Annotated in this window: 20 protein-coding genes; 17 read left to right on the top strand and 3 right to left on the bottom strand. The window is 37.7% G+C overall.

What is annotated here, in order from left to right; all coding sequences use genetic code 11:
* Window positions 1-88 precede the first annotated feature (88 nt).
* Entirely contained in the window at window positions 89-1,030 is a 942-nt protein-coding gene (locus C7D97_RS05520; protein ID WP_105300740.1) for an IS30 family transposase, read from the bottom strand.
* Between the two features lie 834 nt (window positions 1,031-1,864).
* Here C7D97_RS05520 and C7D97_RS05515 point away from each other — a divergent pair.
* From C7D97_RS05515 to istB, 4 genes are all read left to right on the top strand, one after another.
* A complete protein-coding gene (locus C7D97_RS05515; protein WP_105301097.1) occupies window positions 1,865-2,716 on the top strand; it encodes a MerR family transcriptional regulator in 852 nt (283 codons plus the stop codon).
* Between the two features lie 375 nt (window positions 2,717-3,091).
* Window positions 3,092-3,385: a hypothetical protein gene (locus tag C7D97_RS05510; RefSeq protein WP_158679118.1), complete on the top strand. Its 294-nt coding sequence runs from the start codon at window positions 3,092-3,094 to the stop codon at window positions 3,383-3,385.
* 20 nt (window positions 3,386-3,405) lie between these two features.
* Complete coding sequence (locus tag C7D97_RS05505) at window positions 3,406-3,963, top strand: Mu transposase domain-containing protein (RefSeq protein WP_105301095.1); 558 nt, start codon at window positions 3,406-3,408, stop codon at window positions 3,961-3,963.
* A 2-nt stretch (window positions 3,964-3,965) separates the two neighbouring features.
* Window positions 3,966-4,709 (top strand): IS21-like element helper ATPase IstB, encoded by a 744-nt coding sequence (istB, locus tag C7D97_RS05500; protein WP_105301094.1) that lies wholly within the window; start codon window positions 3,966-3,968, stop codon window positions 4,707-4,709.
* Window positions 4,710-5,410: 701 nt separating this feature from the next.
* Here istB and asnA read toward each other — a convergent pair.
* Complete coding sequence (gene asnA / locus C7D97_RS05495; protein ID WP_105301093.1) at window positions 5,411-6,421, bottom strand: aspartate--ammonia ligase; 1,011 nt, start codon at window positions 6,419-6,421, stop codon at window positions 5,411-5,413.
* A gap of 141 nt (window positions 6,422-6,562) precedes the next feature.
* On the opposite strand from asnA, the gene modA reads away from it, so the two are divergent.
* The 8 genes from modA to C7D97_RS05460 are packed head-to-tail and all read left to right on the top strand — an operon-like array spanning window position 6,563 to window position 12,420.
* Window positions 6,563-7,441: a molybdate ABC transporter substrate-binding protein gene (gene modA / locus C7D97_RS05490; RefSeq protein WP_162841581.1), complete on the top strand. Its 879-nt coding sequence runs from the start codon at window positions 6,563-6,565 to the stop codon at window positions 7,439-7,441.
* 7 nt (window positions 7,442-7,448) lie between these two features.
* A complete protein-coding gene (gene modB / locus C7D97_RS05485; protein ID WP_105301861.1) occupies window positions 7,449-8,117 on the top strand; it encodes a molybdate ABC transporter permease subunit in 669 nt (222 codons plus the stop codon).
* Window positions 8,104-9,132, top strand: coding sequence for a sulfate/molybdate ABC transporter ATP-binding protein (locus tag C7D97_RS05480; RefSeq protein WP_105301092.1), 1,029 nt, complete (start codon window positions 8,104-8,106; stop codon window positions 9,130-9,132). Before modB ends, C7D97_RS05480 begins: the two co-directional genes overlap by 14 nt.
* 2 nt (window positions 9,133-9,134) lie before the next feature.
* Complete coding sequence (gene moaA / locus C7D97_RS05475) at window positions 9,135-10,073, top strand: GTP 3',8-cyclase MoaA (RefSeq protein WP_105301091.1); 939 nt, start codon at window positions 9,135-9,137, stop codon at window positions 10,071-10,073.
* Window positions 10,074-10,562: a cyclic pyranopterin monophosphate synthase MoaC gene (gene moaC / locus C7D97_RS10510; protein ID WP_158679117.1), complete on the top strand. Its 489-nt coding sequence runs from the start codon at window positions 10,074-10,076 to the stop codon at window positions 10,560-10,562.
* A complete protein-coding gene (locus C7D97_RS10505; protein ID WP_158679116.1) occupies window positions 10,543-10,983 on the top strand; it encodes an MOSC domain-containing protein in 441 nt (146 codons plus the stop codon). Before moaC ends, C7D97_RS10505 begins: the two co-directional genes overlap by 20 nt.
* Window positions 10,967-11,941, top strand: a complete 975-nt coding sequence (locus C7D97_RS05465; protein ID WP_105301090.1) for a molybdopterin-binding protein — start codon at window positions 10,967-10,969, stop codon at window positions 11,939-11,941. Before C7D97_RS10505 ends, C7D97_RS05465 begins: the two co-directional genes overlap by 17 nt.
* Window positions 11,938-12,420: a MogA/MoaB family molybdenum cofactor biosynthesis protein gene (locus C7D97_RS05460; RefSeq protein WP_105301089.1), complete on the top strand. Its 483-nt coding sequence runs from the start codon at window positions 11,938-11,940 to the stop codon at window positions 12,418-12,420. Before C7D97_RS05465 ends, C7D97_RS05460 begins: the two co-directional genes overlap by 4 nt.
* Before the next feature lie 416 nt (window positions 12,421-12,836).
* Here the strand turns inward: C7D97_RS05460 and C7D97_RS05455 are convergent, their stop codons facing one another.
* Complete coding sequence (locus C7D97_RS05455) at window positions 12,837-13,529, bottom strand: GntR family transcriptional regulator (RefSeq protein ID WP_105301088.1); 693 nt, start codon at window positions 13,527-13,529, stop codon at window positions 12,837-12,839.
* 197 nt (window positions 13,530-13,726) lie between these two features.
* Between C7D97_RS05455 and dpaL the strand changes: the two genes are divergently transcribed.
* The 5 genes from dpaL (at window position 13,727) to arcC (ending at window position 20,129) form a co-directional block, all read left to right on the top strand.
* Window positions 13,727-14,968, top strand: coding sequence for a diaminopropionate ammonia-lyase (dpaL, locus tag C7D97_RS05450; RefSeq protein WP_105301087.1), 1,242 nt, complete (start codon window positions 13,727-13,729; stop codon window positions 14,966-14,968).
* 16 nt (window positions 14,969-14,984) lie between these two features.
* Window positions 14,985-16,181, top strand: coding sequence for a knotted carbamoyltransferase YgeW (gene ygeW, locus C7D97_RS05445; protein WP_105301086.1), 1,197 nt, complete (start codon window positions 14,985-14,987; stop codon window positions 16,179-16,181).
* Window positions 16,182-16,200: 19 nt separating this feature from the next.
* Window positions 16,201-17,538 carry a YgeY family selenium metabolism-linked hydrolase gene (locus tag C7D97_RS05440; protein WP_105301085.1) on the top strand — a complete coding sequence of 446 codons (1,338 nt, stop codon included), beginning with the start codon at window positions 16,201-16,203 and terminating at the stop codon, window positions 17,536-17,538.
* Between the two features lie 205 nt (window positions 17,539-17,743).
* The gene (locus tag C7D97_RS05435) at window positions 17,744-19,159 is read left to right on the top strand and encodes a sodium:solute symporter family protein (RefSeq protein WP_105301084.1); all 1,416 of its coding nucleotides are present in this window, start codon (window positions 17,744-17,746) and stop codon (window positions 19,157-19,159) included.
* 37 nt (window positions 19,160-19,196) lie between these two features.
* Window positions 19,197-20,129, top strand: a complete 933-nt coding sequence (gene arcC, locus C7D97_RS05430) for a carbamate kinase (protein ID WP_105301083.1) — start codon at window positions 19,197-19,199, stop codon at window positions 20,127-20,129.
* The last annotated feature ends 21 nt before the right edge of the window (window positions 20,130-20,150 follow it).

Genomic DNA, 20,150 nt, shown 5'->3' with positions numbered 1-20,150 from the left:
ATTTGCATTTAGTAACAATAGGATTAAGCAAATCTACCTATAACAAATATAGCAAGTAAAATAATATTATTTCAATTGTCAAATTAACCTAGACAGAATACACTAAATTCATAAATTCTTCTAACGGTGTTTTGTAGTTCAAAGACTTTCTTGGGATATTGTTTCTGTAGCTAGCTACAGAAACAATATCCGTCTCACTTTTTAGCCTAAAGTCAGTTTGTTTTGGTAATCCATCTTTTCTTAATAAACCATTCGAATTTTCATTTAACCCCCTTTGACTTGGGCAGCCTGGATCTGCGAAGAATATTGATATATCATGCTTATTGCATACACTTTTCCAGTTTGAAAATTCTTTTCCGCAGTCAAATGTTATTGATTTTACAAGGTGTTTAGGAATTTGATCTAACCAACTATTTAGCCTATTTTCTATTGCTTTTGCTGTCCTATTTTCTGGTTTTAAAGTTATTATTGCTTTTGATACTCGTTCTACTAAAGTTATTACACAACTTTTATGATTCTTTCCTACTATGGTGTCCCCTTCAAAATGCCCAAATTCATTTTTGAAATTAGGATATGATTTATTCCTACTATGAATACTTCTTTTAAAGGCTTGCTTTCCTCTTTTTTCAACACTTCCATTCTTTTTTCGTTTACCTTTCATTGGTAATAGTTTTTTATCTAAACTACCGTCTTTAAAACGCCTGTATAGTGTTCTAGAGCTCATTGAAAGCTTAATTTCTCCTCTTCCAATTATGACATCTGGGGTCCATCCTTTATTTACTTTATCAAGAACATAGTCATATTCTTCATCACTTAATTGTTTAATCTTTGCTCCACATTTTGATTTATTTTTCTTGTAGCTGTCGTAGTATTCTTGTATGGTTGAGCCTTTTTTTAGCCAATTTATTACATTGTATATGGTTTGTCTTGCTCTTGACAAATATTTTGCTATATTTGCAACTTTTTCTCCAGATTTATAATATTGCTCTATCCAAATTAACTCTTTTATGGTAAGATGATTGTAAGCCATTTTGATACTCCTTAATGTTTTTTGTGTAATTTAAGTGTATCATAAATGGCTTTTTATTTCATTTAAAAGTGTCTAGCTTAATTTTACTATCCAAGTTATTAAAAAAATAAATAATCATCTTACTATTTTATATCCAGATTTTAGTGGATGTGGGAAAATAACTTATAAAAGTCTATAGAATTAGGCTTGGTATAAAAGACCTTAATCTAAAAAGTGGATGCTGGCCTAGTTTTCTAGGGCATCCATTTTTAATATCCTTAATTATCAGAAGAAGGGCATAATTCTGAATCCATGAAAGAGAGCCTTGGCTTTTCTGATTCGCTAATGAGATTTTAAATTACCAAGTGATTTTCAAGTATGATATAGACCCACTCAAACGAAGAGATGAAAATGGCTATAACTACTCAAATAGTACTGGAAGTAAAAAAATAAACTGAATAATTATTCCAAGTGGTTTGCATTTAGACAAAAAATTAGACCGTAGTTTCAAGCTTCGGTATTTTTGGCTATATATTTTTATTTTAAAAATCTTGATTTTATATAATTATGTAGGTTATTATAAATTAGATTATTAAATGAGGTGAATAAAATATTGAAAAAGTATAAAAATCATAAGAGGATACTTGATGGAACATTTAGATTATATGGCAAACAAGTAAATTATGCGACTATAAAATGTCGGTTTGAATAAGAATTATAAAAAAAGTAAACACATTGCAATAATGTTGAGATACTGTTTTAGTTTATGGATAAGTGGGAATTTTATATAGTGTATAGGGCTTGACCTGTCCGTTGGGGACCGTGTTATCCTTTAATCAAAGGAGGTAGATAACTATGTTAAGAAGTGAAATTCAAAAAGAAACGGGTCTAACTAGGAAGGCAATAGAGTATTATGAGGATAAAGGACTTATCCATCCTCAGAAATCAGAGAATGGTTATAGAGACTATAGTATAAATGATTTAGAAATTCTAAAAAAGGTATCTATATTTAGAAAATTGGGAATGAGTGTCTCAGAAATTGGTCAGTGTATATCTTCAGGTGGTGATGCTCTATCTTCTGTTTTAAGAGAAAAACAACATCAATTGGATCTTGATGAAAAAAGGAAAAAAATACTAGAAATGATTGTTAAAGGTGAAAGTAATGAACTAATTAATCAGAAAATTTCACTACTTGAGGTGGAAGAAACTATCTATGAAAAACTAGAAATTGCTTTTCCAGGATATTTTGGACAAATGATATTTGCTGCCTATCAACCATTTTTGAATGAACCATTAGAAGATGATGGTAAGAATTCTTTTTATAAATATATAGCTTATCTTGATAGGCTTCCTGCCTTTGAATTAACTGAAGAAGAGAAAAAATATATTGAGAAGATTAGCTCATCCTTTGATATGAAAACCCTAAAGGATGTAAACCAGGCAAAACTTGATGCTATAGAGAGTCCTGAAAATTGGATGAAAGATAATGAAGATGCAATTTCTCAATATGAAAGCTATAAAAATAGTGAAGAGTATCAAAATAGCATGATGAAACAGATTCAGGATAAGCTTAAAAACTTTATGAAGGAAAATCAATACTATGAAATAGCAATTCCGCTTATTAGAAAATTTAGCAAGAGCTATGATAATTACTATAAGAAGCTCATAAAGGCAAATGAAGAGTATCTAAATAATAAATATCAATAATCACAGTTGAGCACTTACTTGTAATTAGTAGGTGCTTTTTCTATGCCCAAATGTAAAGAGTTTCAGGGTTAAGAGAAATTGTTTAATTGTATCAAATATGATTGGAAACTAGATATAGATTTAGGCTTTGAGGCTAGGCCAGATAGCATACAGTGCCCTGGGCATTTTTATGCTATAATATAATTAATAAAGATTAATCGAGAATAAGGGGGGGAAATTGTCAAAAATTAAAAAAGAAAAAATTTCTGCTAAAGGCTTTGATATGTACATGATAAACTAAAAGTGGTCCAATAATCGATTGATTCTAATCGAAAAATGGTCCACTTGTTTTAGTTTATCCTCCGTATGTAAAATATAGGTACGGAGGTGTGTGAGGTGATTAATTTAATGGACAAGCATGCAATAATAAGACTTAAAAATCAAGGGTATTCAAATAGAGAAGCTGCAAAGATTCTTAAGATTGATAGAAAAACAATAGGAAAATATTGGAATGAATACAAGGATAATGTGAAAAAATTAGATGATCCTAACTTAGGTAGGGCTTTAATACAAGAAAAAATAGCAAAGGCTCCTTCCTATGACTCTTCTAACAGGAAGAAAGTTAAGTATACAAAGGAAGTTGATGACTATCTTGATGAAATTTTAGCTATGGAAAAGAAGATTCCTTAGTAGATTTAAATAAAGATTCTTTGATTGAAGAAGAAAAGAAAAAACTTCTAAATCTTAGACCTAGCTATGAACTAGCAAGTATTTCAGAGCATAAGGTAGATAAATATTCTTTAATTCAAGTTGATAGGAACAAGTATTCTGTACCTGAATATATGGTTGGACGAAAAGTCTTGGTAAGAAAGTATGCAAGGGAAGTTAAAATATATGTTAATGAAAAGCTACTAGCGATACACAAAAGAAAAGACGGCCCTAATGAATACAGCATAGATATAACCCATTATCTAGACTCATTAGCACGTAAACCAGGTGCTATTCGTAATTCTTTAGCCTTAAAAAGTCATCCTGATTTGAAAGCCATCTTTGATAAATATTTTACCTCTAACCCGAAGAAATTCATAAGTCTAATAGAAGATAACAAAGATAAGGATATGGATCAACTACTTGGCTTGTTAAAATCTTATGCTAACTCAAAAGATGAAATAGATGTAATAGACATAGTAAAAGTAGATAATGATATTGAAATTAAGGCAAGGAAAATAGTAGCTTCATATGATTCTTTATGCATAGGAGGTAAATAGATATGGACATCAAAGAGGCTTGTAGAATACTTAAACTATCGTATCTTAGACAATCATATGAAGAATTGATAAATGAAGCTAATAATCTTAATTTATCTCTAGAAGATTTCCTAAATCTTTTTCTTGAAAGGGAGGTAGAAAGAAGGAAGAATAATGGAATATCAAGAAGAATTAGGAATGCTAAATTTATCAATAAAAAGTTTATGGAGGACTTTGATAAGAGTAAATACAGCCTAGAGTTAAATAGGAAGTTTGAATACTTAGAAACTTTAAAGTTTGTAGATAACAAAGAAAATATTATCTTAATAGGCACACCTGGCTGTGGTAAAACTCATTATGCAACTGCCCTAGGTATTAAGGCATGTATTGTGGGAAAGAATGTACTATTTACCTCAGTTCCTAATTTAGTAATTGAACTACAAGAGGCTATGAGTAAAAATCAAATTACTAACTACAAGAAGAAATTTGAAAAATATGATTTAGTAATATTAGATGAGTTAGGTTATGTTTCATTTGATAAGATAGGATGTGAGATTCTTTTTAACCTCTTATCATCTAGAAACGATAAGGGTTCAATAATTTTGACAACTAACTTAAACTTTGAAAGATGGGAGGAAGTTTTTAAAGATCCTATGCTTACTGGAGCCATAGTTGATAGACTAGCTCATAGGGCTCATATTATGGATATGTCTAGGGAGAAAAGTTGTAGGATGGAAGATACAATAGAGTGGTCAAAAAATATATGAAATATATATAAATTCCCTTTCCCCTAGGGGAAAGGATGTGTGGTTAATTTTTTACTATATCTGGACCACTTTTCGATAATAACTGTGGACCATTTTTCGGTTGACATTTACTATTTAACTTGCTGCCTAGCAATTTGTACAAGTAGTTACCAAGTACTTGTACTATGACATCAAGTATGAAACTGAACACTTCTCGCATAGAATCACCTCCTTCCATGCTAATGGAAGTGATGATAACGTATATATTATACTTCATTTTATATGGTTTTTTCCTTTCTACAGAATTATTGGATTATTTTCTTAATATTATTATATTAAGTAATTCTCATTCTTTTATTCCGGATGCTTGTAGTTATAGAAGTGTGATTTTTAATTATGAGACCTCTCGACTCCGCTTCGCTCCGCTCGACGGTAGTTTGCAGGTTCAGCTTCGCTTCACCTCGCAAAGCCTCGATTAAGGTCTGCCATCAATTCACTTCGTTCATTGTGGCCAGGACCATTAGAGATAAGGGGACTGTTTCTCTTGCTCTTATGTGAAGCACCAGTATTCCCTTACTTCGACCTTGTGGAGAAGTCTCATTTATTTGGATATTTGCTCAGATAAGTCTTCTTTGTTAGAGTTATATATTATAATTTAGAACCTTAAATTTTCCCAAAGAAAAAGCGGACCAGGGTTTATTTCCTTTGGTCCGCTTTTTCTCCTACAATAGTTTGATTCCCTTGTTTGCTAGGGCTTTTCTTTGTTCGTCTGGCCAGTAGGATACTTGGACTTCTCCTATGTGGGACTTTTGGAGGAAGAACATACATAGTCGGGATTGGCCGATTCCTCCACCTATGGTTTGTGGGAGTTTGCCGTCTATAAGCATCCTGTGGTAGTCGAATTTGAGTCTGTCTAGGTTGTCGGTTTGTTTTAGTTGTTCGTTTAGTCTTTCTGGGTTGACTCTGATGCCCATGGATGAGAGTTCTAGGACATCGTCTAGGACTGGGTTATATACGAGGATGTCTCCGTTAAGTTCCCAATCGTCGTAGTCTGGGGCACGGAGGTCGTGTTTTTCTCCGTTAGAGAGAACTTTTCCTATTTGCATTAGGAAAACTGCTCCGTATTCTTTGACTGCTAGTCTTTCTCTTTCCTTATCGTTCTTTCCTGGATATTTTTGGAGGAGCTCTTCGCTTGTGATAAATCTTATTTGATCTTTTAAGAGCTTTTGTCTAGTTGGAATGAGGGTACAGAGGTATTCGTCTAGGGACTTCATGGTCCTGTAAATTGTTTCTACGATTTGTTTGAGATAGTCCACGTTTCTGTCTTCTTCATTCATGATTAGCTCCCAGTCCCATTGGTCGACGTAGAAGGAGTGGGTGTTGTCAGGTTCTTCGCAGCGTCTTATGGCGTTCATGTCTGTGTAAAGGCCCTCGTGGGTTTTGAAGTTATATTCTTCTAGGGCGTATCTCTTCCATTTGGCAAGGGAGTGGACGATTTCCATCTCGGCGTTGTGGGCTTCTGGAAGGTCGAAAGTTACAGGTTTTTCTACTCCATTTAGGTTATCGTTAAGACCGGATGTTTCTGAAACGAATAGGGGAGCAGATACACGCTTTAGGTTTAGGTTGTTGGCTAGGTTGATTTGGAAGTAGTCTTTGATTTCCTTAATCAACAATTGGGTTCTATATAAATCTTCGTTGCTTTTATAATTTTCTGGTATAACTAACTTACTCATATTAACTCCTTTTCAATAAATAATAGTATACTCGAATTTTCCCTAAAAATAAACAGCTTAGTTCCTATTTGCCTATAATTGTGATATAATATGACCGAGTAGTCGACGTAAACTATTCGACATGTCCTAAAGGAGAAAATGATGAAAAAAATGACAGCAATCTTTTTATCTTTGCTTTTTGCGGTATCACTTGCAGCTTGTGGAGCCAAGGCACCAGAAGGAGAAGATGTGAAGGAAGAGACAAAGGCAGAAGATATGAATAATGAAAAAAAAGATGAAGAGAGGAAGAAAGATGACGCAAGTGCCAAGACCGATCTAAATGTCTTTGCTGCAGCTTCCATGACCGAGTCTCTAGAAGAGTTAAAGACAGTTTTCGAAGAGGAAAATCCAGACCTTAATCTTATATTTAACTTCGATTCCTCAGGAACGCTTAAGACACAAATAGCTGAGGGTGCAAATTGCGACGTTTTTATCTCTGCTGCTAAAAAGCAAATGGATGAGCTTGATCCAAATAGAGCGTCTAAGGCCAGCAATATTACAATCGACCCTAATACAAGGTTTGACCTCCTAGAAAACGAAGTTGTCCTTGCTGTGAAGGAAAATTTTGACAAGGATATTAGGTCTTTCGATGATATTAAAAAAGATAAGGTCGGAACTATTGCTCTGGGCAATGCTGATGTTCCCGTTGGCCAATATTCTGAATCTTTACTAAAGAATATGGGGATTTGGGAAATGATTCAAGATAAGATTAGCTTCGGGTCAAATGTCAAGGAAGTTACTTCTTGGCTTAAGGAAGGAGCTGTTGATTGCGGAATTATTTATTCGACAGATGCTAAGGCAGCGGGTCTAAAAATCGTAGCTACTACAAATCCTGATATGCTTGATAAGAAGGTAATATATCCAGCAGCCCTCATCGAGAATTCTTCTAATAGGGAAGCTTCCGAGAAATTCTTGGAATTTTTGAAGAGCGATAGGGCAAGGGAAGTCTTTGTCAAATATGGTTTTAAGCCAGCAAGTTAGATTAGCTATGAATCTTTTTCCCTTATATAATTCTGTTAGAATTGCTTTGATTTCTTGTTTTTTCACATTTTTCCTAGGGATATTTTTGGCTTATCAAGTAAGAAAGCTAAATCCAACCCTCAAGGGATTCTTGGATGTGGTCTTGACCCTGCCCTTGGTTCTTCCTCCGACGGTTGTTGGATTTTTCTTACTTAAAAGTCTTGGTCCTAACAATTACATAGGAGAGTTTTTCGCAAGGAGGGATATCAGCCTAGTTATGAGATGGTACTCGGCAGTTTTTGCAACTATTATCGTAACTTTTCCCTTGATGTATAGGACGAGCAGGGGGGCTTTTGAATCTTTTGATATGAATCTAAAATATGCCGCCCAGACTCTGGGCAAGTCCAATACTTGGATATTTTGGAGGATAGTCCTTCCCTCTTGCAAGAAGGAGATTCTCGCAGGCATTATCCTTTCCTTTGCTAGGGCCCTGGGGGAATATGGGGCGACTAGCATGGTTTCGGGATTCATTCCCAACAAGACTGCAACCATTTCTACTACAGTCTATCAGCTATGGAGGATCGGCCAGGATAGCCTTGCCTACAAGTGGGTTTTCATCAACCTTGCCATTTCCTTTGTAGTCTTGTTATCCCTTAACCTTCTAGAAAGTAAGGAGAAAAACCATGCTAATTTGTAAGATAAAAAAGGACTTCAAGAATTTCAAGCTCGACGTGGATTTTGAGATGGAAAATGAGAGGCTGGGCTTTCTTGGAGCAAGTGGGTCGGGTAAAAGCTTAACCCTTAAGGCCATAGGAGGACTGATTAAGCCTGATTCGGGTAAGATTATCCTAAATGGAAGGACTCTTTTTGATTCAGAAAAGAAAATCAACCTAAGGCCCCAGGATAGGAGAGTGGGCTATCTCTTCCAGGACTACGCCCTTTTCCCGAACTTTACTGTAGAAGAAAATGTGAGGGCTGGTCTTAGAGAAAGGCGTGATATTACCGATAAACTAAAAGAGATGCAAATCTATGATATCAAGGACAAGCTTCCAGCCTATATTTCTGGAGGAGAAAGGCAGAGGACGGCTCTTTGTAGGATCCTTGTAAATAAGCCTGATATCTTGCTTTTAGATGAACCCTTCTCAGCTCTGGATGAGTTTCTCAAGAATTCAATCGAGACAGAAGTCTTAAATATTATCAGAAAATACGATCTTAAGACGATTCTGGTAAGCCATAACAAGGACGAAGTCTACAGGATGAGCGATAAGATAATAAGTATTAGCAACGGAAAAAGTGGAGAGTTAAAGGAAACGAAAGACTTTTTCGAAAATCCCATAAGCCTTACTGAGGCTAAGCTTATTGGTATAAATAACTTCTCGGATTTTGAGATTGTGAAGGACGAAATATTTCTTAAGACTTGGGGGATAAGGCTAAAGACTAAGACTAAGATTAAGCCCGAAGCAAATCTATGTGCCCTAAGAAGCAGGGATATAATCTTAAGTGATAGGGCCTTAAATGACGATTTTATAAGAATAGAAGAATTTCGTCTAATTGAAAATATCGACTCCTTCCTTGTAATTTTAAATCATGATGATAAAAAGTATGATGATTTGAGGATTGAAATAGATAAGGAAGAGTATAAAGAGTTTCACGATGGGCCAAAGTATTTTGCTATAGATAGCCGCAAGCTATTGTTTTTGAAAGAGGAATGATTATGAAAGATCAATTTGGAAGAGAAATTTCATATCTTAGAATATCTGTCACCGACAGGTGTAATTTCAGGTGCAAATATTGCATGGGAGAAGATGGAATTAAGCTTCTTCGTCACGAGGACATCCTAACTTTTGAAGAGATAGTAGAAACAGCCCAGATTATGGCAGGTCTTGGCATAAAAAAGATCAGACTTACTGGAGGCGAGCCCTTCGCAAGGCGAGGAGTTATGGATCTTATAAAAAGCCTAGCTCAAATCCCAGAGATAGAGGACTTCGCTATAACCACAAACGGGTCTATGGTTTACGATAAGCTTGACCTTCTTAAGGAATATGGGATTTCTAGAATTAACTTTAGTCTGGATACCCTGGACAGGGAGAAGTTTGAGCTTATAACTGGATCAGACCAACTAGAAGAGGTAAAAAGAGCTATCGCCAAGGCAATCGAACTTGACTTTAAGGTTAAGGTCAATGTTGTCTTAATAAAGGGCTTTAATGATAAGGAAATAGGAGATTTCCTAGCCCTTACTGAAAATAACGATATTGAAGTAAGATTTATCGAGCTTATGCCAATCGGGGCGGACCTAGACTTTGATAGGAATAATTATAAGGCGAACAACAATATTCTCGATGGATATAGGAAGAAGGACCTGGGCTTTGACGGAGTGGCGAGGTCTTTTGCCATAGAAGGTCACAAGGGAAGGGTCGGTCTCATATCGCCCCTAAGCCACAAGTTCTGCAAGGATTGTAATAGAATTAGGCTTACTGCGGATGGGAAGCTTAAGGCCTGCCTGCACTCGAGAGAGGAGATATCTATAAAGGGTCTAAGCCTTGAGGAAAAGAAGAAAATAATCAGAGAAAGTATCTACACCAAGCCCAAAAGTCATAGGATATGTGATTTTGGCTCGGAAAGCGTGCGAACAATGAGTTCTATAGGAGGATAGATGGATAAGTTTAGTCATTTGGATGAGAATGGAAGAGCGAGGATGGTTGATGTATCTGGGAAAGATCCGACAGATAGGCTTGCGATAGCGACTGCCAAGGTCTTCTTAAATGAAAAGACCTACAAGATGGTTAAAAACTCAGAGATTGAAAAGGGAGATGCCCTAACTGTCGCCAAGGTAGCAGGTATCATGGCAGCCAAAAACACTGCCAATATGATTCCCATGTGCCATCCTATTAACCTAACTTCTATAGAGATCGACTTTGTCATGGATGATAAGACTCATACAATCGAGATTAGAACTTCTGCAAAGCTTAATGCCAAGACAGGAGTCGAGATGGAGGCCCTTACGGGGGCGAGTGTGGCTGCCCTTACGATTTATGATATGTGTAAGGCAGTCCAGAAGGATATAGAAATTGGCGAGATCAAGCTTTTAAGAAAGACTGGCGGCAAGAGCGGAGATTACAAGAATGAAAGTTATATCGGTTAATATAAGCGAAAAAAAGGGAACGGTCAAAAGCCCCGTCCCTCAAATAGAACTTAGGAAAAATCATGGAATAGTGGGAGATGCCCATGCGGGAAACTGGCACAGGCAGGTCTCTCTTTTGGCGGTGGAATCATTAGAGAAGATGAAGGAGAAAATCCCGAGTCTAAAGCCAGGAGATTTCGCAGAAAATATTATGACAGAAGGGATTAGCCTTCACACCCTTCCTATAGGGACATTTCTCATTATTGGAGAATGTGAGCTAGAAGTGACTCAAATCGGAAAAGAATGTCACAAGGGTTGTGAGATTAGAAACATAACGGGTGAATGCATAATGCCAACTGAAGGAATCTTTGCTATAGTAAGGAAGGAAGGCACAATCTACCCAGAAGATGAGATAAGGATAGGATATGATAGAAAAAATTAGAGTAGAAGATGCAGTGGGTCTCCCTCTCCTTCACGACTTTACGGCGATTATGGAAGATGGCTTTAAGGGAGTCTTATTTAAGAGAGGGCATGTGGTCGAAGAATCTGACATCGAAGCCTTAAAAAACATCGGCAAGGACCATATATATGTAGGAGAGCTTGAGGCAGACCAAGTCCACGAAGAAGACGCAATTGCTGAAATTTCTGAGGCTCTTTTTGGGCTAAATATCGAAGCCTCTGATGTAAGTGAAGGAAAGATCAATCTTACAAGCAAGGTCAAGGGGCTTTTCGTCATAGATAGGACCCTTCTAAGAAAAATCAACGAAATCGGAGATTATACCATAACTTGCAAGAAATCCTACAGCAAGGTTGAGGAAGGCGACAGGCTTGCTGGAGCGAGAATTGTTCCTCTCTGGACCGAGAGAGGTCAAGTAGAAGAGGCCAAGGAGATTCTTAAGAGAGGCCCTATATTTGAAGTGAAGGAATTTAAGAAGCTAAAAGTAGGATGTATCATAACTGGCGATGAGGTCTACTATGGAAGGATCAAGGATGCCTTTAGGCCTGTTCTTAGGGAGAAATTAGCTGAGTTTGGGGCGGAAGTTTTAGGATATGAATTCCTCCCAGATGATGAAGATAGGCTTGTAGCTACTTTCGAGAAATTTAAAGAGGAAGGTGCGGACCTTGTGATATTTACCGGAGGAATGAGTGTGGATCCAGATGATATCACCCCAAGAGCCATTAGAGAAACTCACGCAGAGGTTATAGTTCAAGGAATCCCTATGCAGCCAGGAAATATGCTTATGGTTGCAAGATTAGGAGAGACCTATCTTATGGGAGTGCCTGGAGCAAGTATCCACTCGAAGATTACAAGCTTTGACTTCTTCCTTCCTAGAGTCTTTGCAGAGATCGACCTAAAGAGGGAAGACTTCCTAGAAATGGCGGAAGGAGGGCTCTTGTGAAATTTTCTGCAGGAGTGCTTACGATTTCAGATAGGGCAAGTAAAGGAGTCTATGAGGATAAGAGCGGGAAGGTCCTTGCAGAATTACTAGAAGACTTCGGCCTAGAAGTAAGAAAATACGAGATAGTGGCAGATGATTTCGAAAGCATTAGGGAAAAACTATTAGCCTATACTGATGAAGAAATTTCCCTAATCCTTACCAGCGGAGGCACAGGCTTTAGCCAAAGAGACATCACACCCGAGGCAAGCCTTGCCGTAATAGAAAAAAGAGCGGACGGCATAGTCGAAGCTATCAGGAATGAATCTGCAAAAATAACTCCTATGGCCTATCTATCAAGAGCTGTGGCAGGCATTAGGGGGAAAAGCTTAATCATAAACTTCCCAGGAAGCCCCAAAGCCTCAAGGGAAAACTTTGAAATCATAAGTCCCTTCCTAATTCACGGCCTTGAGACAATCGCAGGTTGTGACAAGCACGAATAGGGTAGCTAGGGGCTGTTTGGGAATGAATAAATCAAATATTATCGTTAGAAGAGCCTCCACGGTAGCCTTACCGACCAGAGGGGTGAATTGGCTCTATCAGTTGCAAGACGAGCCTCCTTAGCCGGCAAGCTCTAATGGCTAACGGCTAGGAGGGGTAAATTTCCTAAGAGAAGCTTCTAATGATGATAGGATAATTATTTATAGTTTTGCAAGAGTCCCTTTATATTTGCCCTAAATGTCCTGAGTCTACTTTAAAGACAAAAAGCCCTAATATAGTATTTGTTTACTAAGAGGGCCTGGCTTTGGAAATACTTTATTATTTTGCCCTCTCTTTTAAATAGACTTCTTATGTATTAATTATTTTGGCAAGGAGGGCATAGGAATCCCATATGATTTATTGATTGTTTTCAAATTTTTTATTTTTCAACATTTAAAAGCTTGCTGATTTTCTCTATTGACTCATCTGTAATAGTTGTAGTCCAATTTTGCCTTAGGGCGTCGAGGGACTTAGCTAGGTCTCTTTTTCTAAGACTGTCTATTAATATGAGGTGCTCGTCGTAGGTCGATGGGGCCTTGTGAACGTCCTTGGCTTGATAGAAGCCTATCTCAAACCTCTTGATTCTCTTTTTGAGCCTATCGATGATTGGCTTGATTTCCTTATTTGGAGAAAGACCTATAATCAAGTCGTGAAACTCATCATCAAGCTCGATTACTCTCATAATATTTTCGTTCATATGTTCCATCTTGATTTGCTTGTTGATCTTCTCGAGCTCATCTACGAATTCGTCCGTGATATGATCAAAGTTCTCCCTAAGGGCGTAGCTTTCAAGTTCGAGAACAAGTGGATAGATGTCTTTTAGCCTTTCGACCTTGATTGGAGCGACCATGGTCCATTGGTTGGCCTTGCTTATAACGAGGTCTTCGTTTTCTAGCTTAAGGATGGCTTCTCTTACTGGAGTTCGTGAAATCCCAAGTTCTTTAGAAAGCTCTGAGATCTTAAGCTGGGTGTAAGGAGTAAGCTCTCCAGAAATAATCTTATCGTGAAGTATATTGTAAGCTTCGTCTTTGACGAAGGTTCTTTTTATTTTATTAGCTTTTTGTGTTGTCATTTTTCTACCTTTCTATAAGTATTATAACACATCTATGAAATCGTTTAATATTTATTTGACAATCTAGGAAATAGGTCCTATAATAGTAGTGATATATCACATACCACTTATTATTATGGCTTAAGATAGAGAATTTGCAAATGCCGAATAAGGGCAAAGTGAAGGATGTATCGAGAAATAATCGAAAGGATGTAATTTTGGAAGAACAATATAAGATAGTACTAAATGATATTAGTAAAAGAGAAAAGGCTTCCCTAGATTTTATCAATGAGGAAGTTGTAAACACTGCACAAAAATTTCATGAGAGTTTCCCTGATTATGAGCCAACTCCACTGGTAAGACTAAGTAACCTCGCCAAGCAATTTGGTGTAAAGGATATTTTCGTAAAAGATGAATCTTACAGATTTGGTCTAAATGCCTTCAAGGTGCTTGGTGGATCATTTGCCATTGGAAAATACATAGCTGATAAGTTGGGAGTTGATATCGAAGAATTACCATTTGAGAAAATGATTTCAGAAGAAGTACGAGAAAAGCTTGGGGATATTACCTTCGTAACAGCGACAGACGGAAACCACGGTAGGGGAGTAGCCTGGACTGCCAACCAACTTAAGCAAAAATGCGTAGTAATCATGCCAGATGGATCAGCTACAGAAAGACGTGACAACATCAGAGCCTTGGGAGCAGAATGTGACATCATGGATGGGCTCAACTACGATGACTGCGTACGTCTTGCCAATAAGAACGCTGAGGAAAAAGGCTGGGTAATGGTTCAAGATACAGCTTGGGAAGGATACGAAAAGATTCCAACATGGATCATAGAAGGATATGCAACCCTTGCTAAGGAAAGTAACGACCAACTTAAAGAAGCAGGTCTAAAACCAACACACATCTTCGCTCAAGCAGGAGTAGGTTCTTTTGCAACAGGAGTTACCGGATATTTCTCTTCAGTATATGAGGGAGAGGAAAAGCCATTCATAACTATAGTAGAACCAGAAAAGGCAAACTGTAACTTCATCACAGCCAAGGCAGATGATGGAAAGATCCACAATGTTACTGGAAAGATGGATACAATCATGGCAGGACTTGCTTGCGGTGAGCCTGTAACAGTAGGCTGGCCAGTGCTTCATTCTTATGCAGATGCCTTCCTATCAGTTCCAGATAAGGCAGCAGCAAGAGGAATGAGAATTCTAGGCAATCCTTTAAAGGACGACAAGAAGATAATCTCAGGAGAAAGTGGAGCAGCAACCATGGGTCCTCTTTCAGAAATCCTCCAAAGAAAAGACTTAGAAGAGATCAAAAAAGACCTAAAACTCGACGAAAATTCAGTAATCCTTCTAATCTCAACAGAAGGAGATACAGACTACGCTCACTATAGAAGAGTAGTTTGGGATGGAATCTATCCAAACGAAGAAGAATACACATACACAATACAAAGATAAATAAAAGGAGAAATAAATGACAGCAGATATCAAAAAACTAATCGACGAACTAAGTGAACTTGACTACGAAAACCTATTTGAAGATGACTTCTTCCACACATGGGATAAATCACAAGACGAACTAAAGGCAATCTGGAAGACAGCTGACATAATTAGAGCTATGAGAGAAGAAAATATCTCTCCAAAAATCTTTGACTCAGGACTTGGAATCTCACTATTTAGAGACAATTCAACAAGAACTAGATTTTCATTTGCATCAGCTTGTAATCTTCTAGGACTTGAAGTACAAGACCTTGACGAAAGCAAGAGCCAAATTGCTCACGGTGAAACAGTAAAAGAAACTGCAAACATGATTTCATTCATGGCAGATGTAGTAGGTATAAGAGATGACATGTATATCGGCAAAGGCTACAAATACATGAAAGACTTCTCTGACTATGTAAAAGAAGGTCACGAGGATGGAGTTCTAGAACAAAGACCAACCCTAGTAAACCTCCAATGTGATATCGACCACCCAACACAAGCCATGGCTGACCTTAACCATGTAATCCACGAATTCGGTGGAATCGAAAACCTAAAGGGCAAGAAAGTTGCGATGACTTGGGCTTACTCACCATCATATGGTAAACCACTATCAGTTCCACAAGGAATCTCAGGCCTATTTACAAGACTAGGTATGGACGTAGTTCTTGCTCACCCAGAAGGATACGAAATCATGCCAGAAGTTGAAGAAATAGCTAAGAAAAACGCTGAAGAATACGGCGGAAGCTTCACAGTTACAAACTCTATGGAAGATGCATTCAAGGATGCTGACATAGTATATCCAAAATCTTGGGCACCATTTGCTGCTATGGAAGAAAGAACAAAACTCTACGGCGAAGGCGACCAAAAGGGAATTGACGAACTAGAACAAAGACTACTAGAACAAAACAAAGAGCACATGGATTGGGAATGTACAGAAGAGATGATGGAGCTAACCAAAGACGGTAAAGCTTTATACATGCACTGCCTACCAGCAGATATCACAGGAGTTTCTGCAGAACATGGTGAAGTAGCTGAATCAGTATTTGATAGATATAGAGTTCCTCTATACAAAGAAGCAAGCTTCAAACCATACATCATTGCAGCAATGATCCTTCTACAAAAGATCGAAAATCCAGAAGAAAAACTAAGAGAATTAGTTGACAAAGCAAACAAGAGAATAGACAAATAAGAAAATAACAGAGGTAGAAATGACAGAATTTAAAAATATAGATTTTGACGCAATCAAAGAAAAAGCAGGCGAATACAAAGAAGACATGGTAGCTTTCCTTAGAGATTTGATTAAGCTAAAAGGCGAATCTTGTGAAGAAGGCGACAAGGCTAAAAGAATAAAAGAAGAGATGGAAAAACTTGGCTTCGACAAGGCTTGGATTGACGGTCAAGGAAACGTACTTGGTGAAATGGGCCAAGGTAAAAGACAAATTGCCTTCGACGGCCATATCGATACAGTAGGAATCGGAAACATCGAAAACTGGGAATTTGACCCATATGATGGATTCGAAGACGATAATCTAATCGGTGGACGTGGTGGATCTGACCAACTTGGTGGACCAGTATCTGCAGTATATGGAGCAAAAATTCTAAAAGATTTAGGCTATCTCAATGACGAATACAGAGTTCTCGTAACAGGAACAGTTCAAGAAGAAGACTGTGACGGAAACTGCTGGCTATACATGATTGAGAAAGAAGGCATCAAACCAGAATTTGTAGTATCAACAGAGCCAACAGACGGCGGAATCTACAGAGGACAAAGAGGAAGAATGGAGATGAGAGTAGACGTACAAGGTGTATCTTGTCACGGATCAGCTCCAGAAAGAGGAGACAACGCAATCTATAAGATGGCAGACATCCTCAAGGAAATCGAACAACTTAACGAAAACCCAGCTGATGATTCAGTAGAAATCAAGGGTCTAGTAAAGATGCTTGACGAAAAATACAACCCAGAATACAAAGAAGCAAACTTCCTAGGACGTGGAACAGTTACAACAAGCCAAATCTTCTTTACATCTCCATCAAGATGTGCAGTAGCAGACTCATGCTCAATCTCACTTGACAGAAGAATGACAGCAGGAGAAACTTGGGAGTCTTGTATCAAGGAAATAGAAGACCTACCATCAGTTAAAAAACACGGTGCCAAAGTTTCTATGTATGACTATAAGAGAGCAAGCTGGACAGGATTAGAATACGAACAAGAAGCCTATTTCCCAACATGGGTAATTCCAGAAGATCACGTAGTAACAAAGGCCCTTGAAGATGCCTACAAGAACCTCTATGGAGATAAGAGAATTGCTCCTCCTATAGCAAAAGAAGAAGAAAAGAGAGCGGCTCGTCCATTAACAGACAAATGGACCTTCTCAACAAATGGTGTTGCAATCATGGGCCGTCACAATATCCCAACCATAGGATTTGGACCAGGAGCAGAAGACCAAGCCCACGCACCAAACGAAGTAACATTCAAACAAGACCTAGTAACATGTGCAGCAGTATACGCAGCCTTGCCACTAGTTTATACACAAGAAAATAAATAAGATGGGTGGGGTCTGTTGCAGAATGAATAAATCGTACCATTATCGTTAGAAGAACCTCCACGGAAATTTTGCCTCCATCAGCCGGCAGGCACCGCTGAAAATTTCCTAAGAGAACCTTCTAACGATGGTACGATGATTATTCATAGTTTTGCAACAGCCCCAATCCTAAAGGACTCTAGAAGTCTACATAAACGAGGAGACAATTATGCAGATTCAAGTAGTGCCCGTAATTATTTTAGTGATCTATGTTATTGGTATGTTTAGCATAGGATTTCTAGTAAATAAATTTTTTATAAAAGATAGTACTGATTATATGGTTGCTGGAAGGCAAATGGGAGTGTTAATGGTTGCTTGCTCTCTATCTGCAAATAATGTTGGAGGTGGCTCTACAACTGGAGTTGCTACAAAGGCATTTGCAGGATGGGGTTTATCTGCAGCATGGTATGTAATAGCTGCTGCAGTTGCCATGGTACCTTTAGCATACTTTGCACCTAAGATTAGGAAAACAATGGCAGTTACAATTCCTGAAGTTGTACATAGGAGATTTGGTTCTTTTGCATCATCTTTTACAGCTATATTAAATATAAGTTCGCTTATATGTCTTACCGCAAGTCAAATATTAGCTTCAGCAGTTGTAATATCATCTATTACTAATATTCCACAAAACGTTTGCTTGTTGATTGCTGCAATTGTAATTGCTGTATACACATCTATGGGTGGAATGATGGCAGATGGTATCGCTGATATAATACAATTTTTTGTAATATTGATCGGTTTAGCTATAGCTGTTCCTTTCATAATCAATGGGATAGGCGGTATAGAAAGTCTTCAACGTGACTTGCCTCCGGTTGAACTTAATTTTTTTAAAGTTGGGATTCCAACAATATTGAGTTTAATTTTTAATTATTTTTGTACTTTCATATCCGGACCAGAAATATCAGGTAGGTTTGCAGGGTCTGAAAATGAGGATGCAACTAGAAAGGCATCTTTATTATCAGCGGTATTTATGGTATTAATGGCATTTTTGCCAACTGTTATTGGCCTATGTGCTCTAGCAGAAAATCCTGGACTTGATGGAGGTGAGGGAACTAGTGCTCTAATGTGGGCAACAAGTACCTATGCTCCAGGGATCATAACAGGTGTGGTATCAGCTTCAATTGTAGCGGCTACAATGTCAAGCGCAGATTCAAATCTATTGTGTGCATCTACTATATTAATTAAGGATATATATCAAAGGTTTATCAATCCGGATGTTAGCGATGATAAATTGATAAGATATACTAGGCTTAGCAATATTAGTATTTGTATACTTGCTACCTTGATATCACTATTTAAGATACCGATTCTTACCCTAAACTTATTTGCCTTCGCTTTAAGATCGGCTGGACCATTTGCTGCATATGCACTAGGCTTGGTTGTACCAAAAGCTACAAAGAATGCAGGAATATATTCTATAATTGTAGGATCTGTAACTGTAATTATTTGGCAAATATTAGACTCACCATTAGGTATACTACCGGTAGTTTTTGGATCTTTATGTGGAGTGATAACATTTATGTTAGTGACCTATATAGAATCAAATAGGGGAGTTAAACCTGCCCCTTCACCATATATTGATTAATTTAAAAATATTAATAAAAATATTAAAAGGAAATTTGATGAGTAAGAAAATATTAGTAGCTCTAGGGGGTAATGCTTTGGGCAATACTCCTTCTGAGCAGAAGGAAGCAGTAAAGACAACAGCTTCTGCTATTGCAGGGCTTGTTAAGGAAGATTATAAGGTTATAGTTTGTCATGGAAACGGACCGCAGGTTGGTATGATCAATCTCGCCATGAGTGCAGGTGCTGAGGTAAATGACAAGATACCCTTTATGCCATTTCCAGAGTGTGGAGCTATGAGCCAAGGCTACATTGGCTATCATTTGCAAAATGCTCTTGAAAATGAATTTATTAAAGAAACTATTGAAAATCCAGTCGTAAGTCTGGTAAGCCAAGTTATGGTTGATGAAATGGACCCAGCATTTTCTAATCCAACAAAGCCAATTGGCGATTTCTACAGCGAAAGTGAAGCCAAAGCCCTAGAAGAGGAAAAAGGCTTTGTGATGAAGGAAGATGCAGGACGAGGATATAGACGTGTTGTTGCAAGTCCTAAGCCTGTCGATATAGTAGAAAAAAGAGCTATCACAACCCTAAGTGATGCAGGTTGTGTGGTAATAGCAGCAGGCGGTGGAGGTATTCCAGTTATCAGACAAAATGACGAGTATGTCGGTGTCGATGCTGTTATAGATAAGGACTTCTCATCAGCGAAACTCGCAGAGCTTGTTGATTGTGATGTTTTGGTAATCCTTACAGCAGTAGAAAAGGTTGCCATTAATTTCGGTAAGGAAAACCAAGAAGACCTCGATAGCTTATCTGTCGAAGAAGCAGAAAAATACATCGCAGAAGGACAATTTGCCAAGGGATCTATGCTACCAAAGGTAGAAGCAGCCTTGGAGTTTGTAACTAGCAAACAGGGAAGAGAAGCAGTAATAACAAGTCTAGAAAATGCAAAAGACGCCCTAAATGGTGCGACTGGAACTTGGATCGGATAGAGGACAAACCCATATGATTGA

The sequence above is a fragment of the Anaerococcus marasmi genome (genome assembly GCF_900290195.1).
In the GTDB taxonomy this organism is placed as follows: domain Bacteria; phylum Bacillota; class Clostridia; order Tissierellales; family Peptoniphilaceae; genus Anaerococcus; species Anaerococcus marasmi.
The sequence above is the reverse complement of the archived record's forward strand: the minus strand, read 5'-3'. Positions and strand labels throughout refer to the sequence as shown.